The following is a 24,160-nucleotide window of genomic DNA, read 5'->3' as shown; positions in this document are numbered from 1 at the left end:
GACACATATCTAGAGAAAGGATATCTAGGGCCATGAGCATATCGTCCCTGGCACAAAGTGATCACAAGCAGACGGAGGCGCCGGCTAGAGCACAAGCTCCATGCCAGGCCGGAGCCACCGCTATTCCACGCAGCCTCTCGATCGTGCTCTTAACCCAGAACGACGAAGCGAGCATTGAGCGGGTCGTACGCTCGCTGGTGAGTGGCCTGGAAAGCTGGGCCGACGACCTGGAGATTCTCGCTGTCGATCGCGGGAGCCACGATCGCACGGGCATACTGCTCGACTGCCTTGCCGCGGAGGAACCGCGCCTGATCGTTGTGCACCAACCAGCAAGCTGCAGCTATGGCCGAGCCCTGGCCAGCGCTCTGGGTCAGGTCAGCAAAGAGTTTGTCTTCATCACAGAGGCCCAGCCGGCTTTCGATGTGGACCTCCTCAAGCGAAGCTTTTCGCTGCTGAGCGACTACGATGCAGTACTCGGCTTTCGCCAGCGCCAGGGCTGGCCACGGCTGACAGCGCTGCTCTGGAGTTGGCTCCTGCGCTTTACTCTGGGTTTGCGCGTGCGCGATCTCTATTGTCCCTTTAAGCTCTATCGCGCCGAGTTTTTCCGCCAACAAACCCTAGAGATGTGCGGGCCACTCATCAACGCCGAAATGATCTATAAATTTGTGCGCGCCGGCTACGTCTACACAGAGATCGCACTTGGCCCAGAGCAAGCGGGCAAGTCGCCAAAGGCCTCGCGCCGACACAAGCTTGCTCTCTTCTGGGAGGCACTCTGTGAGTTGAGCAATTACAGCGGTCGTTGCTATCAGGAAGAGCATGGATGTATCTGAGCAGTATCACTGGAGGAGTGTGGAGGAGAGGATTGATGGCGTCCGGTCTTCTGACAAAGGAATCCCCACAACTAAGCGAGCTACAATTTCGCAACCGCGTAGCGCGCTATCGGCGCTGGCTAGAGGGCAACGTCAGCCCTGGAGCGGAGCGCAGCAGCAGTCGTGAGCTTGCGGAATATCAGCGTGCGGCCAGTCGTCCGATTCTGATTCATGGCAAGGAGGTGACCGTCTTTGCGCCTTTTCAGCCTGAGCGCGCGGCCCTCCATACCTTCAGCCGCCCCCAGCTTGTGATTCTCAGCAGCCTGCTGCTAGCCTGGGCTGCTAGCCTGGCCTGGAAAGGGCCAGCCGTGCTCGTCGTGGTCACGACCCTGATCACCCTGCTCTATGTCGCCCATCTGCTGCTCCAGTTCGCTATTGTAGGCAGTCATCTGCTGACCCCCGCTAATGGCAGCGGCGACGAGAAGATCGACGAGCACCTGATCAGGGCCCTCAATAACGCTGACTGGCCTCACTATACCATTCTCTGCCCTCTGTACCGTGAGGCCTCGGTCGTCGGACAAATGGTCAGCGCTTTGCGCGCCCTGGACTACCCTCGCGACCGTCTTGAGATCCTGCTGCTGACAGAAGAAGATGATCTAGAGACGCGCGCCGCTCTCAAGCAGCAGGCATTACCGGCCCACTTCCGAGTACTTGTGGTCCCCCGCGGCTATCCCCGAACGAAGGCGCGCGCCTGTAACTATGGACTCCTGCACGCGCGCGGCGATTATCTGGTGATCTACGATGCCGAGGATATCCCTGATCCGTTGCAGCTCAAAAAGGCAGTTTTGACTTTCGCTCAGCATGATCACTCGCTCGCCTGCGTGCAGGCGCGTTTGAATTGCTATAATCCTACTCAAAATCTCCTGACTCGCCTCTTTACCGCTGAGTATTCCCTCTGGTTCGATGTGGTGCTGCCGGGCTTGCAGCGGCTCGGTCTCCCGCTGCCGCTCGGCGGCACCTCGAACCACTTCCGCGTCTCTGCGCTGCGCGCCGTGGGCGGCTGGGATGCTTTCAATGTGACCGAGGACTGCGATCTTGGCCTGCGCCTCTTCCAGCACGGCTTTAAGACCGTGATTCTTGATTCCACGACCTATGAGGAGGCCAATTCGCGCCTCAGTAACTGGCTGCGCCAACGCTCACGCTGGATCAAAGGCTATATGCAGACGTACCTGGTCTATATGCGCCATCCCCTGGTGTACTTGCGTGAGCGTCGCCTGCGTGAACTCTGCAGCCTGCAACTGGTGATCGGCGCCAGCGCCGCTAGCCTGCTCGTGAATCCGCTGGTCTGGGCGCTCTTCCTCTTCTACGTCTGCACCGCTGGCCGCTACCAGGCTTTTTATCACTTGCTTTTTCCTGGCGCGCTTCTCTACCTGGGCGCATTCTGTCTGATCTTTGGCAATTTCTTTCATCTCTATCTCAATTTGCTGGCGCTGCTGCGTCGCCGCTACTATGCCCTGGTTCCCTGGGCCCTGCTGATGCCCTGTTGCTGGCTGCTCGACAGTCTGGCCGCCTATCTGGCCCTCGTCGAGCTACTGATCAGGCCCCATTACTGGCAGAAGACACTCCACGGCTTTCACCTGCTCAAGCAGCAGAAGCCTCTTGGTCAGCTCAGTTCGACGCCGGTTCCTTTGACCCCCCAGCGTGGGCCAGGCGAGATCGAGGTGGGCCTGACACCTATCCGCCTCAGTGGTCGCGCTCCTTTCCGACCGCTGCGCCTGGTCTTGACGCCCGAGACAACCATTCGCCCTCTGCCCCGTATCAGGCGCTCACGGCCCCGCGATCTGGGCATACTGGTGACTTTCCTCTGCGCTTGCCTGAGCAGTATTTCGGCCTGTATCTACTTTTTCCTGCATCAGGAGATTCTGCTCTACGGCGATGCCTACGCTCACCTGCGCATTGCGCGCAGCGTCTTCGATAGTGCCACGCCCGGTCTGGCCCAGCTCGGCGGCGTCTGGCTACCGCTGCCCCATGTGCTGATGCTTCCCTTCGTCTGGAATGACTTCCTCTGGCATTCCGGTCTGGCAGGCAGTTTTGTTTCTATGGCCTGCTACATTATCGCGGCCCTCTACCTCTATCGCGGTGGCCTGCGCCTGACACGCGACCGCTGGGCCGCTTTCCTCTGCTCGCTGGTCTTCATGCTGAATCCGAACATTCTTTACTTGCAGTCGACGCCCCTCACTGAGCTGACGCTGATCTGTATGATGACGGTCGCCGGCTACTACTTCTTGAGCTGGGCCCAGGAGAACCGCCCGCGCTATCTGGTCCTGGCGGCGGCCAGCACTTTCCTGGCCACGCTTTCCCGCTATGAGGGCTGGTCTTTCTTCGTTTGCCTGCTTCTGCTGGTCAGCCTGACCAGTCTGCTCAAGCGGCGCTCCTTGGCGGAGGTCTGTGCCAATACGCTGGTCTTCGCTCTCTTGGGCGGCTTTGGGATCGCGCTCTGGCTGGCCTGGAATCGGATCATCTTCGGCGACACGCTCTTTTTCCTGCACGGCCCCTTTTCATCTGAGATGCTGCTCTCCAGTTTCGCCCGCGCCGGTCGCTTCTATACCTATCATAATGTCAGTCTCTCGCTGCTGACCTATCTACTGCTCTCGGTCAAGACCTTTGGACCTTTTTTGCTCTTTCTCTCGCTGTTGTCTTTCATCTTTTTCTTGCTGCGTCATCGCTTGAAGCCGGAGACGCTGGCCTTGATTGCCTTTATGGCCCCTCTCGGCTTCTACGTGCTCTCAATCTACAGCGGTCAGGCGCTGATTCTGCTGCCCGAGATCGGGCCGGGGCATGATCCTGGCCGCTTGTACAACGATCGCCACGGGGCGGCGGTCGTGGTGCCGGCGGCGCTCTTGCTGGCGACGCTCATGAGCAGCGGGTTGCGCCTGCTGCGCGGGCGCCTTCACTTATTGGGGCGCCTTGTCTGTGCAGGGGCGATCTGCGGTCAGGCCTGCTTTATTGCCGCTACCGGGATTGTGACCTTGCAGGACGGTCTCTATGGCAATTCCTGCACGGGGACGCACCCCGTGAGCATCTACCTGGCGAAACACTACAATGGTGGCTTGATTCTGGAGGATGTCTCTCCCACGAATTTCGATGTGTCGGAGGCCGGCATTAACTTCCGCAATGTCATCTACGATGGATCGGGACAGCTCTGGCAGCAGGCTCTGCGCAATCCAGGAGCAACTGTCGACTGGATCGTGTTGAATCCACGCCTGTCCAGTGATCGCGTGGCGCGGGCCTTGCCGCCGGACAGTCCTTTGCTGCGCCCTTTCAGGCTGGTGCTGATCGACCCACGTAGTGGGATGCATCTTTATTACCATCGCGGGCGCCCCCCTTTGCCAGAGCGTCCGATCCCGCCAGAGCTGTTGACCGCCCATCGCCTTTGCCCGAATGACTGAGGGTCTCCCTTCTTCCCTCCTGGCTGGCCTGCCTCATTCGTCGGGCAAGGCAAAGGTCATCAGATCACGTCCGACAATGATGCTGCCGCGATAGCCCTCGGCGCGCGCCCGCTCCTGCAAGCGGGCCGCGTCGAGTTCGCGGTAGAGATGCGAGCAGACCAGCGTTTTGACCCCGGTGGCGGCTGCCAACTGCACGATTTCATCGTCACTGAGGTGGCCGGAGTCGATGATTGCCAGGTCGACGCCTTCGAGGAAGAGACGCTCTTGCTCGTGAAAGGAGGAGTCGCCCGTGATGGCGTAGCGCTGCCCGTGCCAGGTGAAGCGGAGCCCGTGGTTGCCAGCCGGCGGCAACTCGATGAAGTCAAAGCTGTAGGGGCCAATCTGGCATGTTTCTTCTGTGATCTCGTGCACCTGGATCTGATAATGAGGCTGACGAAAGCTGTGAGGGCTGAATAGGCGCATCAGCCCATCGATCAGGCGCTGCAGCCCGGGTGGCCCATAGAGGTGGAGATCCTGTTTGCGCGGCTGCCTCCGCGACCAGGCCCCGGCATGTAGGAGAGGAATGAGGTCGGAGACGTGATCAGGATGGAAATGGGAGATGACAATGTGCTCTAGAGCGTTGGGATTGAGGCCCACCTCAACAAGACGCTGGCTGATGCCGCGCCCGCAATCGAAGAGGATGGGCAGACCGGCGAGATGAAGGAGGACGCTGGAAGCCCGGCGCTCTAGTTCGATCTGACAGGTACCCGTGCCTAGCAGCATGAGATAGCTCATCGTTTGTCTTCCCTCTTCTTGACAGACGAACGTTCTAGATGCTACCATGCAGGTAAATCATCGGCAGCATGCAGGACCAGCAACAATGCAGGGTTCTCCCCCTCTTTATTGTGACATATGTGGAGCTGCTAATCGTCCCCAGGCGCGTTTCTGTTTCGCCTGCGGTCGCCCTCTGCAGAATGGCGCTCAGCCATCACTACCATCTGTTGCAGGGCCAGCTCAGCCCCTTGTGACTCCGGTCTTGCCGATGAGCAGCGGCCTGCTTCCCTCCCAGACGGTGCTGAGAGGACGCTACCAGATCATCGCCCCCGTTGGGCAGGGAGGCTTTGGCGCTGTTTACCGCGCCATCGACCTGGCTCTCGCTAATCGCACTGTGGCTATCAAGGAGATGAGCCAGCAGTATTTAAGTGCTAAGGAGCAGCAGGAGGCAGCGACGGCTTTCCAGCAAGAGGCTCACCTGCTGGCCGGATTGCTTCATCCAAATCTGCCGCGCATCTACGACCACTTCAGCGAAAAGGGACGCTGGTACCTGGTCATGGACTTTATCGAAGGGGAAACCCTGGAGGCGCGCCTGAGCCACATGCCCGAGGGGCGGCTGCCTCTCGATGAGGTTCTCCGCCTGGGGATTCAGCTCTGCAATGTCCTCGGCTATTTGCACAGCCGTCAACCGCCTATTATCTTTCGCGATCTTAAGCCGGCGAACATCATGCTAACGAGCGAGGGGCATGTGTACTTGATCGACTTTGGCATTGCACGTCTCTTCAAGCCGGGCCAGAGCAAAGATACGACCGCCCTTGGCTCAGCCGGCTATGCCGCTCCGGAGCAGTATGGTCGCGCTCAGTCGACGCCGCAAACTGACATCTACGCCCTTGGGGCCACGCTCCATCAACTGGTCACCGGCCAAGACCCTTCATTTTCTCCCTTTAGCTTTGCCCCTTTCCCCCAGCAGGATGCTGATCATCGCCGACTAGAGGCCCTGGTGATGCGCATGGTCCAGACAGAGGCCAGCCGCCGCCCGGCCAGTATTCAAGAGGTCAAAGCGGAGCTTGAGAGCCTGGCAGCTGAGCGCCTGAGTGCCAGAAGCCAGCCCGCGCCAGCAGCTTCCGCATCTGCGAGCAGCGTTACAGCGGTCAGCAGGGCGGCCCTTCAAACTCCGAGGCCGATCGTCACGCGCTGCCTCTATAACGGCCATCGACGGAACAGCGGCATCTATGCCCTGGCCTGGTCCCCCGACGGGCGACTTGTGGCTTCCAGCGGAGCCGACGGCAGTGTCCAGATCTGGGAGGCCCTCAGCGGACGACAGCAGCAGCGCTGCGAGGGGCATCGCGGTCCTGTCTACGGTCTGGCCTGGTCCCCCGACGGTCAGCGCCTGGCCTCAGCGGGACGCGATGGCACGGTCCGTCTGTGGAGCCTCAGCTCCGGCGAGGAACTCACAAGCTACCAGGGCCATACCTCCCACGTCTATAGCGTGGCCTGGTCTCCCGATGGCCAATGGCTGGCCTCAGCTAGTGAGGATGGCACCGTCCACGTCTGGGCAGTAGCCAGCCCCTGGGAGAGCAGCATCTATCGGGCCCACCGAGAGAGCGTCAAGGCCGTGGCCTGGTCTCCCACTGGTCAGCGCCTCGCCTCGGGTGGCAGCGACTGTATGCTGCGCATCTGGCCGCGACCGACAAACAAGGCGCGCAGCTTCTTGACTTCCTTCCTTCTTTCTAGACAACAGGTCAACTGCCAGGGTCAGCAACGACGCATCGACGCCATTGCCTGGTCACGCGATGGACGCTACATCGCTGCGGCCAAAGCCGGCGGCCATGTTGAGATCTGGGAGAGCCAGCGTGGCCGGTTACAGCTCGCTTACCGCCAGCACCGGGGGCCGGTCCATGCCCTTAGCTGGCGTCCAGATGGCTTCCTCCTGGCCTCGGGAGGGCGCGATGGCCTTGTGCATTGCTGGCAGGCCGTCGATGGGCGGCAATGGTTGACCTACAACAGTCGCCAGGGCATCATCTACGCCCTCGCCTGGTCTCCAGATGGGCGCTATCTTGCTTGCGGCGGTAAGGATGGAAGCGTCTACATCTGGGAGATCAGCTAAGGGTGGAGGGATCAGTTTCCCATCAGCCCGGCCCCGGCGGGACTCGCATGGCAAAGCTTCTAAGGTAGAGATGAGGTACACACAGGAGAGGAGCAAGGACCGCGCTGGCTCTCAACGACGACAGGTCGCGCTCGCGCAGGCTGATACAAGGCCGCAAGGCGAGCTAATCCCCAACCGTTGCCCCCACCACAAAGGCATCGACGCGCGACGCCTTGCCTCGCCAGTAGGGGACCTTGAACTTGTGCCCGCCGCTGAGGATCGTCACATCGCGCATATGGATGTAGTGGTAGACAATCGGTAAGCCCTCGGGCCCATATTCCGGTTGGTCACGCGGCGGCACGAGCGCCGTATAGTACTTGCGCAGCGCATCAGCGGTATCAGGATCATGCTCGCGATGCGTCTCCTCGTTGAGATCGATGTAGAACTGAGCATAGTGCGCTGTACTTACCATCACTCCGAAAATGAGCAGACCATGCATCTGGAGCATCATTTCTATCTCCAGATCATGCTGCTCTACAAGCTGAATCCACATCTGCAGCGCGACATCCTGCTCGCCATACTCTCTCAGCCAGAGCTGCCGACGCTCCATACGCGTCAGGGGACGGAAGCCGCTTTCTAGAGCCTCATTGAGTTCTCTCTCCGCGGCAGAAGCCGCTGAGGAAGCAGCGTTCACTTTGTCGCTGCTGTTGCTGTGGGTAGCTGCTGGCTGCGGTTGCTGCGGTCCTTGCTTGCTCGCTTCCTGCCCAGCTTCGTTACTCATTGAAACAGAAACCTCCACAGTAAGCCATGATGCGAGGTTCAAGGCCTTCCTCTGCTCTTCTTATGATATCACGGAGCGAGAGAATGGACCGACAGAGAAAGGGGGGGAAGCAGCAAAGAAAAGAACGAGGCAGCAGCGCAAGCCCTGGCCCGGTTATAGCCTGCTCAGGTAAGAGTTTCCCGCGCCTTGACCTGAGCCTTGCGCCTTTGCCCTGCTGCCGCCTCGCCGGATGGTTTACTTATTCAGCCAGGAGGTGGAACATGCAGGGCGGGCCGGAACAGCTTCCTGACTGCCCCAGACCAGACACGGCAGACTGTCCAGCCCGGCCCGCACTCACGAAGTCGTGGGCATGGTGCCGTCGATAAACCAATCGGTCACCGTTGGATCGCCCGGGCGAGGCAAGAGACCGGTTAGGGCCGAGACTCTCCCTAGATGGACATTGGGAGGGCGAATGAAGTCCTCTGCTGGATAGTGATAGCGTTGTGAGGCATATTCCATGACATCATGCCAGATGGGGCCTGCGCCCGTGATACCTATCACGTTATTCATCGCACTATTATCGCTATTGCCGGCCCACACGCCGACCGCCAGATAAGGCGTATAGCCAACGGTCCAGTTATCGCGGAATGTCTGGGTCGTACCGGTTTTGGCCGCCGCCGGGCGATCGGCCAGCTCCAGCGGGTTCCCCGGACCAAACTCGTGATAGCGCGAGGCCTTATCGGAGAGGATGCTGCTGATCAGGAATGAGACATCAGCTCCGAGGGCGCGCACTCCATGCGGATGAGCAGCATCATAGCGATAGAGGGGATGACCCAGGCTATCGGTGATTTCCAGGATCGCCACCGGCGGGACACGCACCCCTTGATTAGCGAAAGTGGCATAAGCCCCGGTCAATTCCAGTAACGAGACTTCCGCCGTACCCAGGGCGATAGAGGGGAAGAAGCACTGTTCCGGCGTGGCCTTCGGTGCATTGTAGTTCTTGCGGCAGGCCTGCAGATCGGCGGTATCGATCGACGTAATCCCCAGGCGCTTGGCCATATTGAGCACGTTATTGAAGCCGACATACTCGACCGTTGTCACAGCCGGAATATTGAAGGAGTTCGCGATGGCGTTCCGAATCGTCATCGGGAACGTCGTATGAAACTTCTCATCGTAGTTATTCGGCGTATAGTAACCCGAAGGCGAATTTGAATCTTTCACCGGATAGATCGTGCGATGATCGGGGACAATCATCGCCGGGTACCAGCCCATCTCGAAGGCCGCAGCGTAGACAATAGGCTTGAAGGCCGAGCCGGGCTGGCGCAGAGCCAGGGCCGAATTATACTGGCCCTGCACCTGGGGGCTCTGATTATTGAAATCGGCGCTGCCGTCCATGGCCAGAATCTCGCCCGTCGTCGGACTCATCACCACCACCGCCGCATTATTGACATTATTCGTCTTATAGAGCGGCCCCTCATACTGCCCTAGATAGGCATCGTACTGCACCGTGTAGAGGTGGTCATGTACGATCTGCTCGACTTTCTTCTCCAGCGTCAGATCGAGAGTGGTATAGACATTGTAGCCACCGTTGAGGAGATTCTGGCTGCCGAGCAAAGACGTGAGCTGATCGATCACATACTGCACAAAGTGAGGAGCCTGAATATGATGGGTCTCGCTGTAGGGTTTAAAGACAAACTTTTGGCTCTCGGCCTCGGCGGCAGCCGCCTGCTGTGGCGTGATCATCCCCAGCTCGACCATCGATTGCAGGACCACCTTCTGACGAGCCAGGGCCGCCGGCTTATTGACCGTTGGATCATAGTAGGAAGGGCTTTGCGGCAGGCCGGCCAGCAACGAGGCTTGAGCCAGATCAAGTTGAGCCACTGCCGGCTTGCAGCGCGTTGCTGTACACTTCGGCTGCAGATTAAAGTAGTTCTCAGCCGCAGCCTCCGCGCCGTAGTTCAGGTCGCCGTAGTAGACCGTGTTGAGGTACATCTCCATGATCTTCCATTTCGGATATTGCTGGGTCAGACCATAGGCTAACACGGCCTCCTCGGCCTTGACCGCCAGTGTGCGAGGCTGATTACTGAACAGCTCGTTCTTAATCAGCTGCTGAGTGATCGTGCTTCCGCCCTGAACGACACTCTGATTCTGGAGGTTCGAGAAGACGGCCCGAACAATACCCTGTAGATCAACCCCCGAGTTCTCCCAGAAGGTATGATCCTCAGCGGCCACCGTGGCATTGATCAGCAGAGGTGAGATATCGGTATAACTGACATAAGTGCGACGCCCACGATTGGCGCTGTGATCAAACAGCTCATAGAGCAGCGTACCATTGCGGTCGTAAATGCGTGTTGTCTGAAAGAGCGCATTATTGTTGGCAATGTTACGCAGCAAAGGTAGCTGCGACTCATAATAGGCGTACACAGCGCCAGCACTACTCGTAAAGAGGGCGATACCGAGCAGCGCGGCCACAAGGAGAATGACAGCCCAGCGCGAAGCACGACGCGGGTAGAAACGTCGTCGCCAGCGTCTGCGCAGGAGAATGCGATTCGCACGCCAGCGACGCAGCGGAGGTGCTCCGCTACCGCCGCCTATGGCCGTTAATGGAGCCAGCAAAGGCGGCTGTTCCCCAGCCCCTAGACGGTGGCGAGCCGGCAGCCGCAGCCCCGGAACCCTGGGACTCAGGGCTCTGCTGTGTTCGCCCCCCCCCGTGCCTTGACTCTCGCGATAATCCATTGCTCCCTTCCTCTTTTCGGCTTGCAAGCAGATCTAGTGGTGGCGAATGCGCCAAGGCCCTCTTCTGTCTATAGAACGATCGATGTGTTTTCGCGTATCATGATAGGTAATTCAAGACCACTCTGCAACCCCCGTAGCCTCTTTGCGTATCCTATGGTAATAGATCGTTCCCGGGAGAAGCTTTGTATCGTTTGTGGCCAGAGTCAGGGAAAAAGAGGCCACAGGCGGCTAGCCGAGTTGAGTGAGCGAGGAGGCAGCAAGGAGCGAGAGTTATGCAGCAACAAGAGCAAGCCTGGCAAGCACAACAGCCTGAATCAGAGACAGCACAAGGGGCCTCTGCCACCGGGTTCGCGAGCGAGCCTTTTAACCGTCGCGCTTCTTTCTGGTATCGGCTGAAGCGCAGGGGCGAACAAGGCCAGAGTGCCCAGCCACGTCAGGAGCCGTTCGGAGCTGAGGCTGAGCCGTTGCATGATTATAGCTATTGGCGTGGTTATCCAGCCCAGGATTATCCGCTTCGAGAGGAAGAGGAGCAGCCTCCGACCAACTCTGTACTGTCTGGGTCCGCAGCTTCTCCGAATGAGTCTCTGGGGAGCTGGTCGACGGCAGCCTCGGCCCCGGCTGGAGCACACCGCTATTCAGGCCCAGATCCGGCGTTGCCTGCCACCCCAGGGCCTGGCCGTTTCCAGTATGCGCCTTCGAGCGCGCATGTTGACCCTTCGTGGTCGCAGCCACCCTGGTGGGCGCGGCCTCAACCCCAGTCTTCGCGGGGCCGCCTTATCACCTGGATCTTGCTCGCTCTGGCCTTGCTGACGTTGCTGCCGGGAGGAGTAGGCCTTCTTCTCGGACTACTTGGAGCAACCGTTGGACTGATGATTGCGGCCCTGGTGATCGCCCTTTTCTGCGTGCTTCCACTCGCCATCGGCGGAGCAATCGTCTGGCTGCTAGTGCACGCCAACCAGCGTGGTTGGCTGCGGCGTCCCGGTCCGGGGAACCTTTAGGGTACAAGCTGATCCACAGGGAGAAGAGCGGCTAACGATGGTTGAAGAACTGGATCTGACAAATCCCCGGACCCTGCGCGCCCTGCTTCAGCGGCATGGCATGCGTCCCCTGAAATCCTTTGGCCAGCATTTCCTGGTGGATCGCGGCGTGCTGACCCGCATCGTGGCGGCGGCAGCGCTGGAGCCAACTGATAGCGTGCTGGAGGTGGGGGCCGGCACTGGGGTCCTGACACGCGAGCTGGCCCGCCGGGCGGGCCGCGTGGTCGCAGTGGAGCTAGAGCGCTCGATGCTGCGCCTCCTGGCCGAAACGACCGCTCCTTTCACCAACGTTGAGATCGTGGCGCAGAACTTGCTGACCGTTGAGCCGCAGGCGCTCTTTGGGCGCCAGCCTTATAAACTGGTGGCTAATCTTCCTTACTATATCACGGCGCCCACCTTCCGCCATTTTCTGGAGAGCGAGCATCCGCCCTCTCTGATCGTTGTAATGATTCAGTATGAGGTCGCACAGCGTATTGTGGCCGCGCCCGGCGATCTGAGCCTGCTGGGGGTAAGTGTGCAGTTCTTCGGGCGTCCTCAGTTGATCGCCCGGATACCGGCGCGGGCTTTCTATCCGCCGCCGCGCGTGGATTCCGCGATCGTGCGCGTCGAGGTTCAACCGCGCATGACGCTGACCCCCGTCGAACGCGCCTCCTTCTTCCGCCTGGTTCAGGCCGGCTTTGCTGAGCGGCGCAAGCAGCTCCATAATGCGCTGACGCGCGGATTGGGATTGCCAGCAGAGACGGTTCTCACCTGGCTGAGGCAGGCCGGGATCGCCCCCGAGCGCCGTGCGGAGACGCTGAGCCTCGACGAATGGTTGCAGCTTTGGCGTACACTTCCTTCTGGGGCCTCTGGCCGCTCACGCTCGGAGGAGACAGTCACCCCAGAGGCGCCTTCCTTCGGCCCCAGCCAGCCGGCTGGACCGCAGCCCTGACTGAGGAGCCCACACCGTCAGGCCCAGCACAGGCGCTGAGATAAGCCCTGTGACCAGGGCATGGCAACCCATCAGTCAGGGTGAACCGGGTGGCAAGCAAGCGTCGGCTACCTGGCTAGCTGTGCTATGATATACGATGGGCAAAGGGCGCAGTGCAATGCCCCTGCCCTCCAGTGGCAACCGCGGCAGTTCGAGCCTGAGTGACAGGTTTTTTTATGACAACGCAGGAGCAGGAAATCTTTTGTGATCACTGCGGCATGGCCAATCCTCCAACGGCGCGCTTCTGTCAGTACTGCGCCGCTGCCTTGCCGTTCCAACATACTACGGGGACCCTTAGTGAGCAAACGCTGCTAGCCGGGCGCTATCAGCTGCTGAGCCTGATAGGACAGGGAGGCATGGGCGCCGTCTATAAGGCCGCCGATACGCGCCTGAATAATCGTCCAGTGGCCGTTAAAGAGATGAGCAAAGCTGGCCTCACCCAGGCCCGCATTCAGGAGGCCGAGCAGGCCTTTGAACGTGAGGCCAACTTGCTGGCTGAGCTGCGCCACCCTAATCTGCCGCGTATCTACGATCACTTTACCGAAAACGATCGCTCGTATCTGGTTATGGACTTTATCGAGGGCGAGTCGTTGGAGGAATATCTGGCGCGCCAGGGCGGGGGCCCGCTGCCAGTGGACCAGGTCCTGAGCTGGGCTGAGCAGCTCTGTGATGTGCTCGGCTATCTGCATAGCCATCAGCCGCCAATTGTCTTCCGCGATCTGAAGCCTTCTAATGTGATGATCGATGGCAGCGGACGCCTCTATCTGATCGATTTTGGCATCGCGCGCCTCTTCAAGCCAGGCCAGTCGCGTGACACTACGGCGCTCGGTTCTCCGGGCTACGCGGCCCCGGAACAGTATGGCAAGGCTCAATCGACGCCGCGCTCCGATATCTATAGTCTGGGGGCTTTGCTGCATCATCTGCTGACCGGCGTTGACCCGTCAGATCAACCTTTCTTTTTTCGGCCCGCCTCTGAGCTGAATCCGGCTGTACCACCTGCCCTGGAGGCCCTCATTCAGCGCATGCTTGAAATGGACCCGGAGAAGCGCCCGGCCAGTACCCAGGAAGTGCTCCAGGAGCTGCGCGCCTGCCGTGAGGGCTCTGGTTCCCGCAAGAGCCAGACTCAGACCACTGCCACTACGGACACCAGCCGCTTAATTGAACAGGCCCGCCAGCTCCGAACGCAGGGACGCCTGACAGAAGCGCTTACCCTCTACGAGAGCGTGCTCGCTCGCGACGCTTCGCAGGCCCTGGCCTGGCAGGGGCGGGGCCTTACCTACGGAGACCGTTCTCAGCATCGCGAGGCTCTGGAGTCCTTCAATAAGGCTCTTGACTTGAACCCCTCGCTGGTCATTTCCTGGATCGGCAAGGGTACCGCCCTCTATGCTCTCCATCGCTATCAGGAAGCACTCAGGGCCTTCGAACGCGCCCTTCAGCTCGAACCACGCAACGCTACTGCCTGGAATGGCAAAGGGGCCGTGCTCGTCGGCCTGCATCGCGATTCAGAGGCGCTGGCCGCCTTCGAGACCGCTCTACGCTACGACTCGCGTATGGCCCGCGCCTGGTATAACAAGGGGCTGCTGCTCAGTCGCCAGGGGCGCTTACGCGAGGCGCTCGATGCTTTTGAGCAGGCCTTGCGTTACGACAGCCGGCAGGCCCTGGCCTGGTGCTATCGTGGGCAAATGTTGCACGAGCTTGGCCAGTTACGTGAGGCTCTCGACTCCTTCGAAGAAGCTATTCGCCTGCAGACCGACCTTGTACCCGCCTGGGCCGGGAAAGGTGCAGTGCTCTATGAACTCCAGCGCTGGCCCGAGGCCCTCAGTGCCTTCGAAAAGGCCCGCTCTCTCAACCCTCGCTACGCGCCTGCCTGGTATGGCATTGCCCAGATCTACTATGGTCAGCATCGCCTCCGTCAGGCACTGGATATGCTGGATGAAGCCCTCAAGTATGACCCGAACTATGTTAAAGCCTGGATACGCCGCGGCGCCATCCTGAGCGAGCAAGGGCAGCATGCGGCAGCGCTCGAAAGCTACAATCGAGCACTGGCCCTGGCCCCCGATCACGCTGGCGCCTGGCAGGGCAAGGCCGCCACTCTCTATGCGCTGGAGCGCTACCCCGAAGCCTTGCGCGCTTACGATCAGGCTCTGATGCTGAACCGTAATTCCGCCCTCTGCTGGAACGGCAAAGGCAATACGCTCTACCGCCTCGGCTACTACCGCCAGGCGCTTGAAGCCTACGATGAAGCCTTGCGCCGCGATCCTCAACTGGCCTCAGCCTGGCACAATAAAGCTCTCCTTTGTCAGGAGCTGGGCCGGTATGAAGAGGCGCTGGACGCAGCCGAACGCGCCATTCAAATCGCCCCCAACGACCCCGACCACTGGGAACGCAAGGCCGAGGTCCTCAAAAAGCTGCGACGCAAGCGCGATGCCCGTCTGGCCGAGGCCGAAGCCGCGCGCTTGCGTGGCCAGACAACGACCGGTCCTCGCCTGTCTCTCTGGTAGCTCCGAGGTCTCTCTGCCTGCTATCGGGTCATTGCCTCGCTGACCGACCTCCCCCCTGAGACGAGAGCGGACCAGCCGGCCCGCTTTTGCTTTTGCCCCGCTCTCCTCCCATCCGCTTGCTCAGCTCAGCCGACGGCTTCTTTGCAACTGGCGGTCGCCGCTCGCTTCTCAGCCCAGAGTAGCCAGTCAGCCAGCCCAACAGATGAGGAAGCTGGCTCATGCTGGCTTAGTCCGAGTTGCAACCAGGCCAGCGATGAATCAGGCCGTTGTCAACAGAGGGAGGCAAGGCAAGCCTTTGCCCCACTGGTCGGCTTCGGGCGGGCATGGTATAATAACCCGTAAATTGCCCCTGCCATATCAGGCAGTGAATCACTATGGATAAGAGAAAGGACCGTGCAGGACCCCTGCGCCTGTCCTGTTCCGCTTGAAAGATTATGTTTCGCAAGATCTTGATTGCTAACCGTGGCGAAATTGCCGTGCGGATCATCCGCGCTTGCCGTGAGATGGGCATCCGCACGATTATCGCGCACTCGGAAGCCGATCGCGATTCGCTGCCCGTGCGCATGGCGGACGAGCGCATCTGCATTGGACCTGGGCCAAGCGGAAAAAGCTATCTTAATATTCCTAATATTATCAGCGCTGCTCTTATCTCCGGGGCCGAGGCTATTCATCCCGGCTATGGTTTCCTCTCAGAGAATCCCAGCTTTGCCCAGATCTGCGCAGATGTGAATCTGACCTTTATCGGCCCATCGGCGACAGCAATGGCGATTATGGGCGATAAGGTCTCAGCTCGCGAAGCGATGGCCGCCGCCGGGCTGCCGATGCTACCCGGCACGCGCGTTCTGCGTACGCTGGCGGAGGCCCGGGAAGCTGCGCGCGAGATCGGTTTTCCCCTGATGTTGAAAGCCGCCGCTGGCGGTGGAGGACGCGGTATTCGTCTGGTCAATAGCCCTGACGAGTTTGAACGCGTCTTCACTCTGGCCCAGAACGAGGTCCGGGAAGCCTTCCGCGATGACGGCCTCTATCTGGAGCGCTATCTGCCACGTGCGCGGCACATTGAGATTCAGGTACTCGTTGATCAGCACGGGAACGGCATTCATCTTGGGGAACGCAACTGCTCGTGTCAGCGCCGCAATCAGAAGGTGCTTGAGGAGTCGCCAAGCCCGCTGCTGCCACCCGAGCTGCGGCAGGAGATCGGCATGAAGGCCGTGCGAGCCGTGCAGCAGATCGGCTATACAAATGCCGGCACGCTAGAGTTTCTGCTTGACGAGCAGAACCACTACTATTTCATGGAGATGAACACGCGCTTGCAGGTGGAGCACCCGGTCACGGAAATGGTGACCAGCGTCGACCTCGTCAAGGAGCAGATCCGCATTGCCGCCGGCGAGCCACTGCATCTGAAACAGGAGGATATTCAGTTCCGTGGCCACGCCATCGAGTGCCGGATCACGGCAGAGGATGCTGAGGCCGATTTTCGTCCGCAGACCGGGGTGGTAGAGAAATACCTGCCGCCCGGCGGCCCTGGCGTGCGCGTTGATAGCCATCTCTATACCGGCTACTCGGTTCCACCCCACTACGATTCGTTGCTGGCCAAGCTGATCGTCTGGGCCGAGGATCGTGATGCCGCTATCGCGCGTATGCAGCGTGCCCTCGATGAGTTTGTCATCGAAGGCCTGCCTACGACGATCCCTTTCCATCGGCGCCTGCTCAGGCATCAGGTCTTTATCCGTGGAGAAGCCTATACCCGGTTCCTCCAGGAGGAGGCTGCCTCGCTTGGCATCTGACCGGGTTCGTAGCAGGTTCGCTCTGGGTCCTTGCTGGGTTCTCAGCGGGCCTCTCCTCGCCGCTTTGCGCTCGCTCTCTGCTGGTCGGTTCGCCTCTAGGGTTCGCCTGCCTGGCCTGGTCAGCAGGGCCTGCCGGCCAATAGCCAGCCAGTCAGGGCCTGGCCACGGACCAGACCAGTCATCAGGGCTTTGCCTGCCTGCTTGCTGGTCGGCGAGCGGTTGAGGGAACCCGATTATAGAGGAGGTGACGTAATGAGACGCGTTGTTGTAACCGGTTTAGGGCTGATTACTCCCCTGGGGAACGATGTGGCGTCTTCCTGGGAAGCCCTCTGCCAGGGGAAATCTGGCATCGCCGAAATCGTCGGCTTCGATACCAGCCCCTTCCGCGTAAAATTTGGGGGCCAGATCAAGAATTTCGATCCTGCGGCCTACATGGACCGCAAGGAGATCCGCCGCACTGACCCCTACCAACATATCGCCATCGCCGCCACCAAGCAAGCGCTGGCTCAGGCCCGCCTGGAAATCACAGAGGAGATTGCCGACGATGTGGGGGTCTACATCGGCAGTGGCATCGGCGGCTTGATGACACTCCACGAGCAATTTCGCATTCTCTTCGAGCGAGGCCCCGATCGCATCAGTCCCTTCTTCATCAATATGATGATTATCGATGGTGCCCCGGGCATTGTCTCAATTATGACGGGGGCGCGTGGCCCCAACTGGGCCGCCGTGTCAGCCTGTGCGACTAGCGCCCACACGATCGGCGAGGCCTGGGAGACCATTCGCCGCGGCGACGCGAAGGTCATGATCGCCGGAGGCTCCGAGCGCGGCATTACCCCGATTGCGATCGCGGCCTTTGATAATATGCACGCTCTCTCGCGGCGCAACGATGACCCCCAGGGCGCCAGCCGTCCCTTCGACGCGACCCGCGACGGTTTTGTGATGGGCGAGGGGGCCGCGGTGCTTATTCTGGAGGATCTGGAGTTCGCTAAGGCGCGCGGGGCGACGATTCTGGCTGAAATGGTCGGCTATGGCGCAACGGGCGATGCCTACCATGTGACCGAACCAGCTCCCGGTGGCGCTGGATTGGTGCGGGCGATGCAGATGGCTCTGCGCAAGGGCGGACTACGTCCTGAAGATGTCGATTATATCAATGCTCATGGCACCTCGACGCCCTACAATGATCGTACGGAGACACAGGCCATCAAGACCTGTTTCGGCGAGCACGCCTATCGTCTGGCGATCAGCTCCACAAAGTCGATGACCGGCCACACCCTCGGGGCCGCGGGCGCCGTCGAGGCAGTCATTAGTATCATGACGCTGCTCACCGGCATTATCCCGCCGACTATTAATCTCCATCACCCCGATCCCGATTGCGATCTGGACTATGTGCCCAATCAGGCACGTCAGGCCCAGGTCAAAGTGGCCATGTCTAATTCGATGGGCTTCGGCGGCCATAACGCCTGCCTGATTTTCAAGCGCTACGAGGAGGGCGAGTAGATGGCGGAGAAGCTGGCAGCCACGCCACGTAGCCTGGCCGCCTCCTCGCCCCTTACTCTACCTTTACTCAAGCGCACACCGGAGCGGATGAGTCTGGCACGCCCAGGTGAGCACATACAGTGCGCCGGAGCGGCCTCCTCCGCTCCAGCCCGCTGTATGTCTCTGGTCTACAAGCGAGTGTGATGATGAGCAACAACAAGGAAGAAGATCGCAAAACCGCCTGGATTGAGCGCCTTGAGGAGCTGGTACACGTGCTTGAGGGCAGCTCGGTGGCCGAGCTGGAGCTGAGCGAGAACGACCTGGAGATTGTCATCCGCCGCCACCCCAGCATGGTGCTGGTGGCAGCTCCGACTGTGACAGAGACCGTGACACTGCCCGCCACGGCAACGCGCAGCCCGAGCGCGGCTAAACGGCCTGTCGCGGCTGGCAAGGCAGGAGCGAGCAAGGGCCGCGACGAGGAGCGCACGCTCCCGATCGTAGCTCCGCTTTCAGGGGTTTACTACGCCGCCCCTTCGCCAGATGCCCCACCTTTCGTCTCAGTTGGGGATGTCATTCAGGTCGGCCAGACGGTGGCCCTGATTGAGGCTATGAAGTCCTTCAACGAGGTGCCTTCTCCGGTCGCCGGACGTGTCACCAAGATCCTGGCAGAGAACGGCGCCGTTGTCCAGAAAGACGAGGTGCTCATACGCGTTGAGCCAGTCTAGCCGCTGGAACATGATCAGCCGGCGGAAGATCGTTCGTTGGCTCTGCCTTTGCAGGACCTGAGCAGGCCGGAGAGAGCGCAGCGATTGGTTGCGCGCTCAACGGGCGGCCTACCAGGTCCCTTTCTGTCCTTTCTTGCCTGGCCAGGAGCGCTGCTGAGCTGGAGAAGACAGGATTACGGGATCAGGAGAGTGAATAGTCCTCATGCTTGAAGAAGGTTTCGAGAAGCATCGTCCCTTGCGCTTCGGCGTCCTCTCACATAACACCACTCCCGACTTTTCAAGCCTGCTGGCGCAGGCCAGGCGCGCAGAGCAGCTTGGTTATTCAACCTTCTTGCTGCCAGACCACATCGGCGATCAGTTTGCAACGACTCTGGCCCTGGCGGGCATCGCCGGCGCTACCACCAGTTTGCGGGTAGGCAGCTATGTCTTTGCCAATGATTTCCGCCATCCCGTTATGCTAGCGCGTGAGGTGGCCACCCTCGACGTCTTCTCCGGTGGGCGCTTCGAGCTGGGCCTTGGAGCCGGCTGGATGGCCAGTGAGTATCAGCAGTGCGGGATTCCCTTTGCATCAGCCGGCGTGCGCATTGAGCGACTGGCCGAGTCACTCCAGATCATCAAGGCTCTGTTGGCCGGCGAGCGGCTCTCCTTCAGTGGTCAGCATTATAAGATCGAGGGGCTAGCCCTGGCCTTGCAGCCAAAGCAGCGCCCCCATCCGCCGATTCTGGTGGGCGGTAGCGGGAAACGTCTTCTCTCGCTGGCAGCTCGCGAAGCCACTATCGTCGGCTTTTCGCCGCGTACGCAGACCATCAGTGTGGCCGGCCATATGAATCAGAGCCTGGATCTGCAGGATGCCCTGGCAGCGGCTCTGGCGGAGAAGGTCCAGTGGGTACGCCAGGCTGCAGGCTCACGCTTCTCTTCTCTTGAGCTGAATCTGATTGTCCTCGAAGTGATTCGGACAGATCAGCGCCAACAGGCGCTAGCCGAGGTCGCCAGCCGCTATGGCCTCTCTGAGGAACAGGTCGCTTCTACTCCCTATTTCCTCATCGGAAGCACAGAGGAGATTGCTGCTCAACTGCTCCGCTATCGCCAGCAGTATCACATCTCATACTGGGTGGTTTGGGAAGAATATATGGAGGCTCTCGCCCCCGTCGTAGCTATGCTGCGCGGCCATTGATCAATCGCTCGTCACTTCTCATCTGGTTTTTTGGCCCACAACTGGCTGCTCACAATGTTGTTATTACAACATACATCTCTTACATTTGTGAGACAAATGCATTGACATGTATAAAAAGATCTGCTATGGTGAGAGCGGTGGGAACTATAGCAATTAAGGAGGCTCCATGATTACCAGTAGCCAGTCACAGAGGGATAGACCGCTACATATCCTGACCTCTGAAGACTACCCAAGTAAGGTCATGCCAGCCGTGCTCACAAGCTGGGACCTGATTACTCTCTATGTTTTGCTTATTTTCTTTCCGACCAATGTCTCTAACGCCATCGCCGGCGGAGCGGCAGGCATTACTTTTTGGCTAGTTGGAGCCTTGCTCTTTTTCGTGCCCTGCGCCATCGCCACTGCGCAGCTAAGTGTTATCTTTCCATATGAAGGCTCTTTATATAATTGGTCCTATCGCATCTTTGGGAGCTATATGAGCTTCTTTGTGGGCTTCTGTGTCTGGCTGCCTGCTCCGCTGCTACTGATGGCTACCAGCGACCTGGCGATCAGCTATATCCCAGGCCTTAACAGCGGCTGGCTCACCGCTCCCTGGCAGCAAGGTCTTGCTCTCATTATCGTTATTCTGATCTCGGGTTTCATGGCCATGCAGCCGCACCGCACGGTACAGAACATTACCAATGCCACCTTTGTGCTCTTGATGATTGCCAGCGGTCTGGTAGTGGCGGCGGGCATCGTCTGGCTGCTGACGGGTCATGCGCCGGCAACCAGCTTTTCGCGGCTTTCGGACTGGCTGATTACCTGGGACCCCAAGACGGGCGGGAATTTCGGTCTCTTCGGTGTGATTACGCTGGGCTATCTCGGCGTCTATCTGCCGATTACGATGCAGGCTGAAACCATCGCCACCAACTCCGAGACGCGTCGCCACCTGATTGTCCGCCATCTGGTATGGGGCACGCTCATTGTGGTGGTTGGCTATATTCTTGTCACCTTCGCCGTCCTGGTCGTCCAGGGGCCGAAGTCTGCCTATATGCTCTTTGTTCTCGTAACCACCGTTGATGCGGCCCTGGGGAAACTGGCTGGCAATGTGGTCGCTGTTTGTATGCTGGGCGTCTTCTGCCTGGTGACGATGGTCTATAACCACATCTATGCTCGCTTCCTTATGGTGGCAGGTTTCGACCGCCGCATTCCGGTGGGCATCAGCCTGCTCAATAGCAACCGCCAGCCCGCGCGTGCCGTTGCTATCCAGACGGGTGCCGCCATCTTTCTCACCATCCTCTTCTTCATGGTCATTCCTTACCTATTCGGCAGCAATCCAGCCGATCTCTCTCTCGAAGTCTACTTCGTCGGTATTGGAGCAGGGACCATTCTGTGGGCCTTCTCAACGATTCTATTGTTTGTCCTCATCCTCGGACTGTACATCCGCGATCGCCGTGCTCTCCTGCTGCATCGTATTCTCCCGATACCAGTGCTCATTGTGAGTTCAGTCATTGGCCTAGTCACCGGTATCATTGCGATCGTTGATACAGCCCTCAACTCGTGGGTACCCTTACTGACGAATCAGCAATGGAGCTGGATCGTGACAGGGCTGACAGCGGCGACGCTCATGCTCGGCGCTATCGTGAGCATGTTCGCTACAGGTGAGGCGGCATGGCAGGAGATCGAGCAGGGGGCTAGCTAGCGCATTGACAAGCGTTAGCTCTGCTGCCACCATTTGGAAAGGAGCAGAGCAATCACGACCACGCGCTGTTACGGCTGCAAGCCCAGAGCCTACCGGCAGGCAGCCAGACAGTCTGCTTGTCTGTCTGGCTGCCTGCCGGCCAGCGACCAGTTTTCTGCCCCCTGGTATCAGCTTGCCCGTTCTTATTCATTTTCATCGTCATTCAGCGTTTCCTTTTCTGGAAGGGAGAGATACTGTGTGAGGAAACAGCGCGAGGAAAGGCCGGCCTCCCAGACAATGGGAGCGAAGCGGCAACGCTACACCTGCAGCATGGCTTTACCCAGGATAGCAGCAAATCTCTCACTATTCAGCAATCAAGCGCTCTGTGGATGATCTGGTCTTCAGAAGTAAGACCTGAACTGGAGGTGATTTATGGCATCTCAGGAAGAATTGGTAGGGCAGACGGCGCCCGGTGCGGCTCTTCCCGAAGGCGATATAGCTCTGGAGCAGCGCCAGGACCTGGACAAGCTACACATCAATGCGATTGGCATGCCCAGCGTCATGTATTACTGCTTTGCGGGAGCGGCACCGATTGCCGCCATGTTCTTTAATGTGCCCAACATGGCGGCCCAGGCTGGCGCCAGCGTGCCACTGGTCTTCCTGCTCTCGGCGATCGGTCTCTTGCTGTTCGGCATTTCGATCGTCTATTTCTCGCGTCGCCTGACTTCGGCGGGAGGTTTCTATACCTGGGTACGGCACGGTCTAGGGACTGGGACGGCCTTCCAGGCGGGCTGGCTGATGCTCTTTGGCTACGCTATTTTCGAAGCCTCTTCCCAGGCGGCCTTTGGCGGCCTGGCTGACATCAATATTTCGACCTATCTCGGCTTCCACATGCCCCTGGGCTGGGTCACCTACGCTCTGATCGGCTGTGTCCTTGTCTTCTTGCTCTCCTTCTTTGACATCAAGTGGTCTACCTGGTGGCTGGCCCCCTTCCTTTTGCTGGAGATCGGGAGCCTGGTGCTGCTAGATCTGATGATCACCATCCACGGCGGAGCCGCTGGCCATGACCTGCTTCATACCTTTACGCCCGCAGGCTCCGACCTCAAAGGAGTGGCGCCAGGCGGTGTGCTAGGCATCGGGGTGGCTATGGCGCTTGGGATCTGGTCCTGGATTGGCTTTGAGGCCGGCGCTGTCTACGGCGAGGAGTCGCGCAATCCACGCCGCGCCGTGCCAATGGCTATCTTCTCAGTGATCGTGATCATGGCTCTACTCTATATCTGGACTACCTATAGCGCCGTTATTGGCCTCGGCTGGCAGCATGCTGGCGACACCCTGGGCAATATCTCTATCGCCCCGACGCCTTACTATAATCTGGCCGATCGCTACGTCGGCGGCTGGCTCAAGGTGCTGATGATCATTGCCGTGACTACCAGCGGCTTTGCAGCCTGTCTAGCTTTCCATAACGGCATGGTGCGCTACTTCTACGCGATGGGCCGCGAGGGCATCCTGCCCCGTGTTTTCGGGCGCACGCACCCGCGCTGGAAGAGTCCCTATTATGCCATCATGGCTCAGAGCCTGTTCACGGTTCTGGTCATCATCTTTCTGGCTTTCATTATCCAGAAAAATAACCCCGATGGCAGCGTGAGCTATGCTCTGGGCATTGCCGATGGCAAGGTCTATACCCAGACCAGCGGCATTACTAGCTACGCCTGGCTGGCGACGATCGGTACGATTAGCTTCCTGGTGGTCTACATTCTAGTGAACCTCTCGCTACCGGCTTTCGCGCTGCGCTTCGATCGCCGGAACTTTAACCCCCTGGTCCATCTGATCGCCCCGATTGTGAGCTGCCTTTTCCTGCTCATTCCCCTGATCTCGTTCATCATGCCGCCGCTACCCGTCATTGGCGATTTCTTTACGAACCTGGGCTTCTTCCCCACACCGTTCCCGCTGAACATTCTGCCGCTCTTTGTCATCGGCTGGGTTGTCGTGGGATTGATCTACGCCTTCTATCTGGCACGGCGCCACCCCGAGCGCTACGAATTTCTGGGTCGCGTCTTGCGTGCCGAGGTGTAGTCTCTCTTAGCAGGCGCCCTGGCTGAGAGCAGCAAGCAGATAGAAAGAGAGGGGCTGGAGCCGGTGGCTGGTTGAGTCAGCCAGCCAAGCGCCGGCTTCAGTCCCTCTTTTGGTATGTATCCGGGGTCAGCGTAGCCAATTAGTAGAGAAAGGGGAAGGTCAGCCTGGCT

At 59.5% G+C, this 24,160-nt stretch carries 16 protein-coding genes; 13 read left to right on the top strand and 3 right to left on the bottom strand.

All coding sequences use genetic code 11. From position 1 onward, the window contains the following. Positions 1 to 32: 32 nt before the first annotated feature. Together AC6H1L_RS12680 and AC6H1L_RS12675 are read left to right on the top strand one after the other, a co-directional pair. Entirely contained in the window at positions 33 to 830 is a 798-nt protein-coding gene (locus AC6H1L_RS12680; RefSeq protein ID WP_497597857.1) for a glycosyltransferase family 2 protein, read from the top strand. 35 nt (positions 831 to 865) lie between these two features. Next, entirely contained in the window at positions 866 to 4,258 is a 3,393-nt protein-coding gene (locus tag AC6H1L_RS12675; RefSeq protein ID WP_497597856.1) for a glycosyltransferase, read from the top strand. Positions 4,259 to 4,291: 33 nt separating this feature from the next. Here the strand turns inward: AC6H1L_RS12675 and AC6H1L_RS12670 are convergent, their stop codons facing one another. Next, complete coding sequence (locus AC6H1L_RS12670; RefSeq protein WP_497597855.1) at positions 4,292 to 5,032, bottom strand: MBL fold metallo-hydrolase; 741 nt, start codon at positions 5,030 to 5,032, stop codon at positions 4,292 to 4,294. Positions 5,033 to 5,309: 277 nt separating this feature from the next. Between AC6H1L_RS12670 and AC6H1L_RS12665 the strand changes: the two genes are divergently transcribed. Then, a complete protein-coding gene (locus tag AC6H1L_RS12665; protein WP_497597854.1) occupies positions 5,310 to 7,118 on the top strand; it encodes a WD40 repeat domain-containing serine/threonine protein kinase in 1,809 nt (602 codons plus the stop codon). A gap of 163 nt (positions 7,119 to 7,281) precedes the next feature. Here the strand turns inward: AC6H1L_RS12665 and AC6H1L_RS12660 are convergent, their stop codons facing one another. Both AC6H1L_RS12660 and AC6H1L_RS12655 read right to left on the bottom strand, forming a co-directional pair. Continuing rightward, positions 7,282 to 7,878 carry a GvpU-like protein gene (locus tag AC6H1L_RS12660; protein ID WP_497597853.1) on the bottom strand — a complete coding sequence of 199 codons (597 nt, stop codon included), beginning with the start codon at positions 7,876 to 7,878 and terminating at the stop codon, positions 7,282 to 7,284. A 333-nt stretch (positions 7,879 to 8,211) separates the two neighbouring features. Beyond that, positions 8,212 to 10,593 carry a transglycosylase domain-containing protein gene (locus AC6H1L_RS12655; protein WP_497597852.1) on the bottom strand — a complete coding sequence of 794 codons (2,382 nt, stop codon included), beginning with the start codon at positions 10,591 to 10,593 and terminating at the stop codon, positions 8,212 to 8,214. 272 nt (positions 10,594 to 10,865) lie between these two features. Here AC6H1L_RS12655 and AC6H1L_RS12650 point away from each other — a divergent pair, with 272 nt between their 5' ends. The 10 genes from AC6H1L_RS12650 (at position 10,866) to AC6H1L_RS12605 (ending at position 23,990) form a co-directional block, all read left to right on the top strand. Then, the gene (locus AC6H1L_RS12650; RefSeq protein ID WP_497597851.1) at positions 10,866 to 11,591 is read left to right on the top strand and encodes a hypothetical protein; all 726 of its coding nucleotides are present in this window, start codon (positions 10,866 to 10,868) and stop codon (positions 11,589 to 11,591) included. Between the two features lie 37 nt (positions 11,592 to 11,628). After that, the gene (gene rsmA / locus AC6H1L_RS12645; protein ID WP_497597850.1) at positions 11,629 to 12,561 is read left to right on the top strand and encodes a 16S rRNA (adenine(1518)-N(6)/adenine(1519)-N(6))-dimethyltransferase RsmA; all 933 of its coding nucleotides are present in this window, start codon (positions 11,629 to 11,631) and stop codon (positions 12,559 to 12,561) included. A gap of 215 nt (positions 12,562 to 12,776) precedes the next feature. Further along, complete coding sequence (locus AC6H1L_RS12640) at positions 12,777 to 15,101, top strand: tetratricopeptide repeat protein (protein ID WP_497597849.1); 2,325 nt, start codon at positions 12,777 to 12,779, stop codon at positions 15,099 to 15,101. A gap of 434 nt (positions 15,102 to 15,535) precedes the next feature. Next, positions 15,536 to 16,885: an acetyl-CoA carboxylase biotin carboxylase subunit gene (gene accC, locus AC6H1L_RS12635; protein WP_497597848.1), complete on the top strand. Its 1,350-nt coding sequence runs from the start codon at positions 15,536 to 15,538 to the stop codon at positions 16,883 to 16,885. A 252-nt stretch (positions 16,886 to 17,137) separates the two neighbouring features. Next, positions 17,138 to 18,382 carry a beta-ketoacyl-ACP synthase II gene (fabF, locus tag AC6H1L_RS12630; RefSeq protein ID WP_497597847.1) on the top strand — a complete coding sequence of 415 codons (1,245 nt, stop codon included), beginning with the start codon at positions 17,138 to 17,140 and terminating at the stop codon, positions 18,380 to 18,382. Then, a complete protein-coding gene (locus AC6H1L_RS12625) occupies positions 18,383 to 18,565 on the top strand; it encodes a hypothetical protein (protein WP_497597846.1) in 183 nt (60 codons plus the stop codon). Further along, entirely contained in the window at positions 18,565 to 19,086 is a 522-nt protein-coding gene (locus AC6H1L_RS12620) for an acetyl-CoA carboxylase biotin carboxyl carrier protein (protein ID WP_497597845.1), read from the top strand. Before AC6H1L_RS12625 ends, AC6H1L_RS12620 begins: the two co-directional genes overlap by 1 nt. Positions 19,087 to 19,288: 202 nt before the next feature. Next, the gene (locus AC6H1L_RS12615) at positions 19,289 to 20,260 is read left to right on the top strand and encodes a TIGR03621 family F420-dependent LLM class oxidoreductase (RefSeq protein ID WP_497597844.1); all 972 of its coding nucleotides are present in this window, start codon (positions 19,289 to 19,291) and stop codon (positions 20,258 to 20,260) included. A gap of 166 nt (positions 20,261 to 20,426) precedes the next feature. Then, positions 20,427 to 21,938 carry an APC family permease gene (locus tag AC6H1L_RS12610; RefSeq protein WP_497597843.1) on the top strand — a complete coding sequence of 504 codons (1,512 nt, stop codon included), beginning with the start codon at positions 20,427 to 20,429 and terminating at the stop codon, positions 21,936 to 21,938. A gap of 411 nt (positions 21,939 to 22,349) precedes the next feature. Continuing rightward, on the top strand, positions 22,350 to 23,990 hold the full coding sequence (locus AC6H1L_RS12605; protein WP_497597842.1) for an APC family permease: 1,641 nt from the start codon (positions 22,350 to 22,352) through the stop codon (positions 23,988 to 23,990). Positions 23,991 to 24,160 lie beyond the last annotated feature (170 nt).

Source organism: Thermogemmatispora argillosa (assembly GCF_059696725.1).
This window is presented reverse-complemented; position numbering and strand designations above follow the sequence as displayed.

Bases quoted from the DNA above. Each gene is read 5' to 3' on its own strand.
- AC6H1L_RS12680 (WP_497597857.1), top strand. From the start codon at position 33: ATGAGCATATCGTCCCTGGCACAAAGTGATCACAAGCAGACGGAGGCG.
- AC6H1L_RS12675 (WP_497597856.1), top strand. From the start codon at position 866: ATGGCGTCCGGTCTTCTGACAAAGGAATCCCCACAACTAAGCGAGCTA.
- AC6H1L_RS12670 (WP_497597855.1), bottom strand. From the start codon at position 5,032: ATGAGCTATCTCATGCTGCTAGGCACGGGTACCTGTCAGATCGAACTA.
- AC6H1L_RS12660 (WP_497597853.1), bottom strand. From the start codon at position 7,878: ATGAGTAACGAAGCTGGGCAGGAAGCGAGCAAGCAAGGACCGCAGCAA.
- AC6H1L_RS12655 (WP_497597852.1), bottom strand. From the start codon at position 10,593: ATGGATTATCGCGAGAGTCAAGGCACGGGGGGGGGCGAACACAGCAGA.
- AC6H1L_RS12650 (WP_497597851.1), top strand. From the start codon at position 10,866: ATGCAGCAACAAGAGCAAGCCTGGCAAGCACAACAGCCTGAATCAGAG.
- rsmA (WP_497597850.1), top strand. From the start codon at position 11,629: ATGGTTGAAGAACTGGATCTGACAAATCCCCGGACCCTGCGCGCCCTG.
- AC6H1L_RS12640 (WP_497597849.1), top strand. From the start codon at position 12,777: ATGACAACGCAGGAGCAGGAAATCTTTTGTGATCACTGCGGCATGGCC.
- accC (WP_497597848.1), top strand. From the start codon at position 15,536: ATGTTTCGCAAGATCTTGATTGCTAACCGTGGCGAAATTGCCGTGCGG.
- fabF (WP_497597847.1), top strand. From the start codon at position 17,138: ATGAGACGCGTTGTTGTAACCGGTTTAGGGCTGATTACTCCCCTGGGG.
- AC6H1L_RS12625 (WP_497597846.1), top strand. From the start codon at position 18,383: ATGGCGGAGAAGCTGGCAGCCACGCCACGTAGCCTGGCCGCCTCCTCG.
- AC6H1L_RS12620 (WP_497597845.1), top strand. From the start codon at position 18,565: ATGATGAGCAACAACAAGGAAGAAGATCGCAAAACCGCCTGGATTGAG.
- AC6H1L_RS12615 (WP_497597844.1), top strand. From the start codon at position 19,289: ATGCTTGAAGAAGGTTTCGAGAAGCATCGTCCCTTGCGCTTCGGCGTC.
- AC6H1L_RS12610 (WP_497597843.1), top strand. From the start codon at position 20,427: ATGATTACCAGTAGCCAGTCACAGAGGGATAGACCGCTACATATCCTG.
- AC6H1L_RS12605 (WP_497597842.1), top strand. From the start codon at position 22,350: ATGGCATCTCAGGAAGAATTGGTAGGGCAGACGGCGCCCGGTGCGGCT.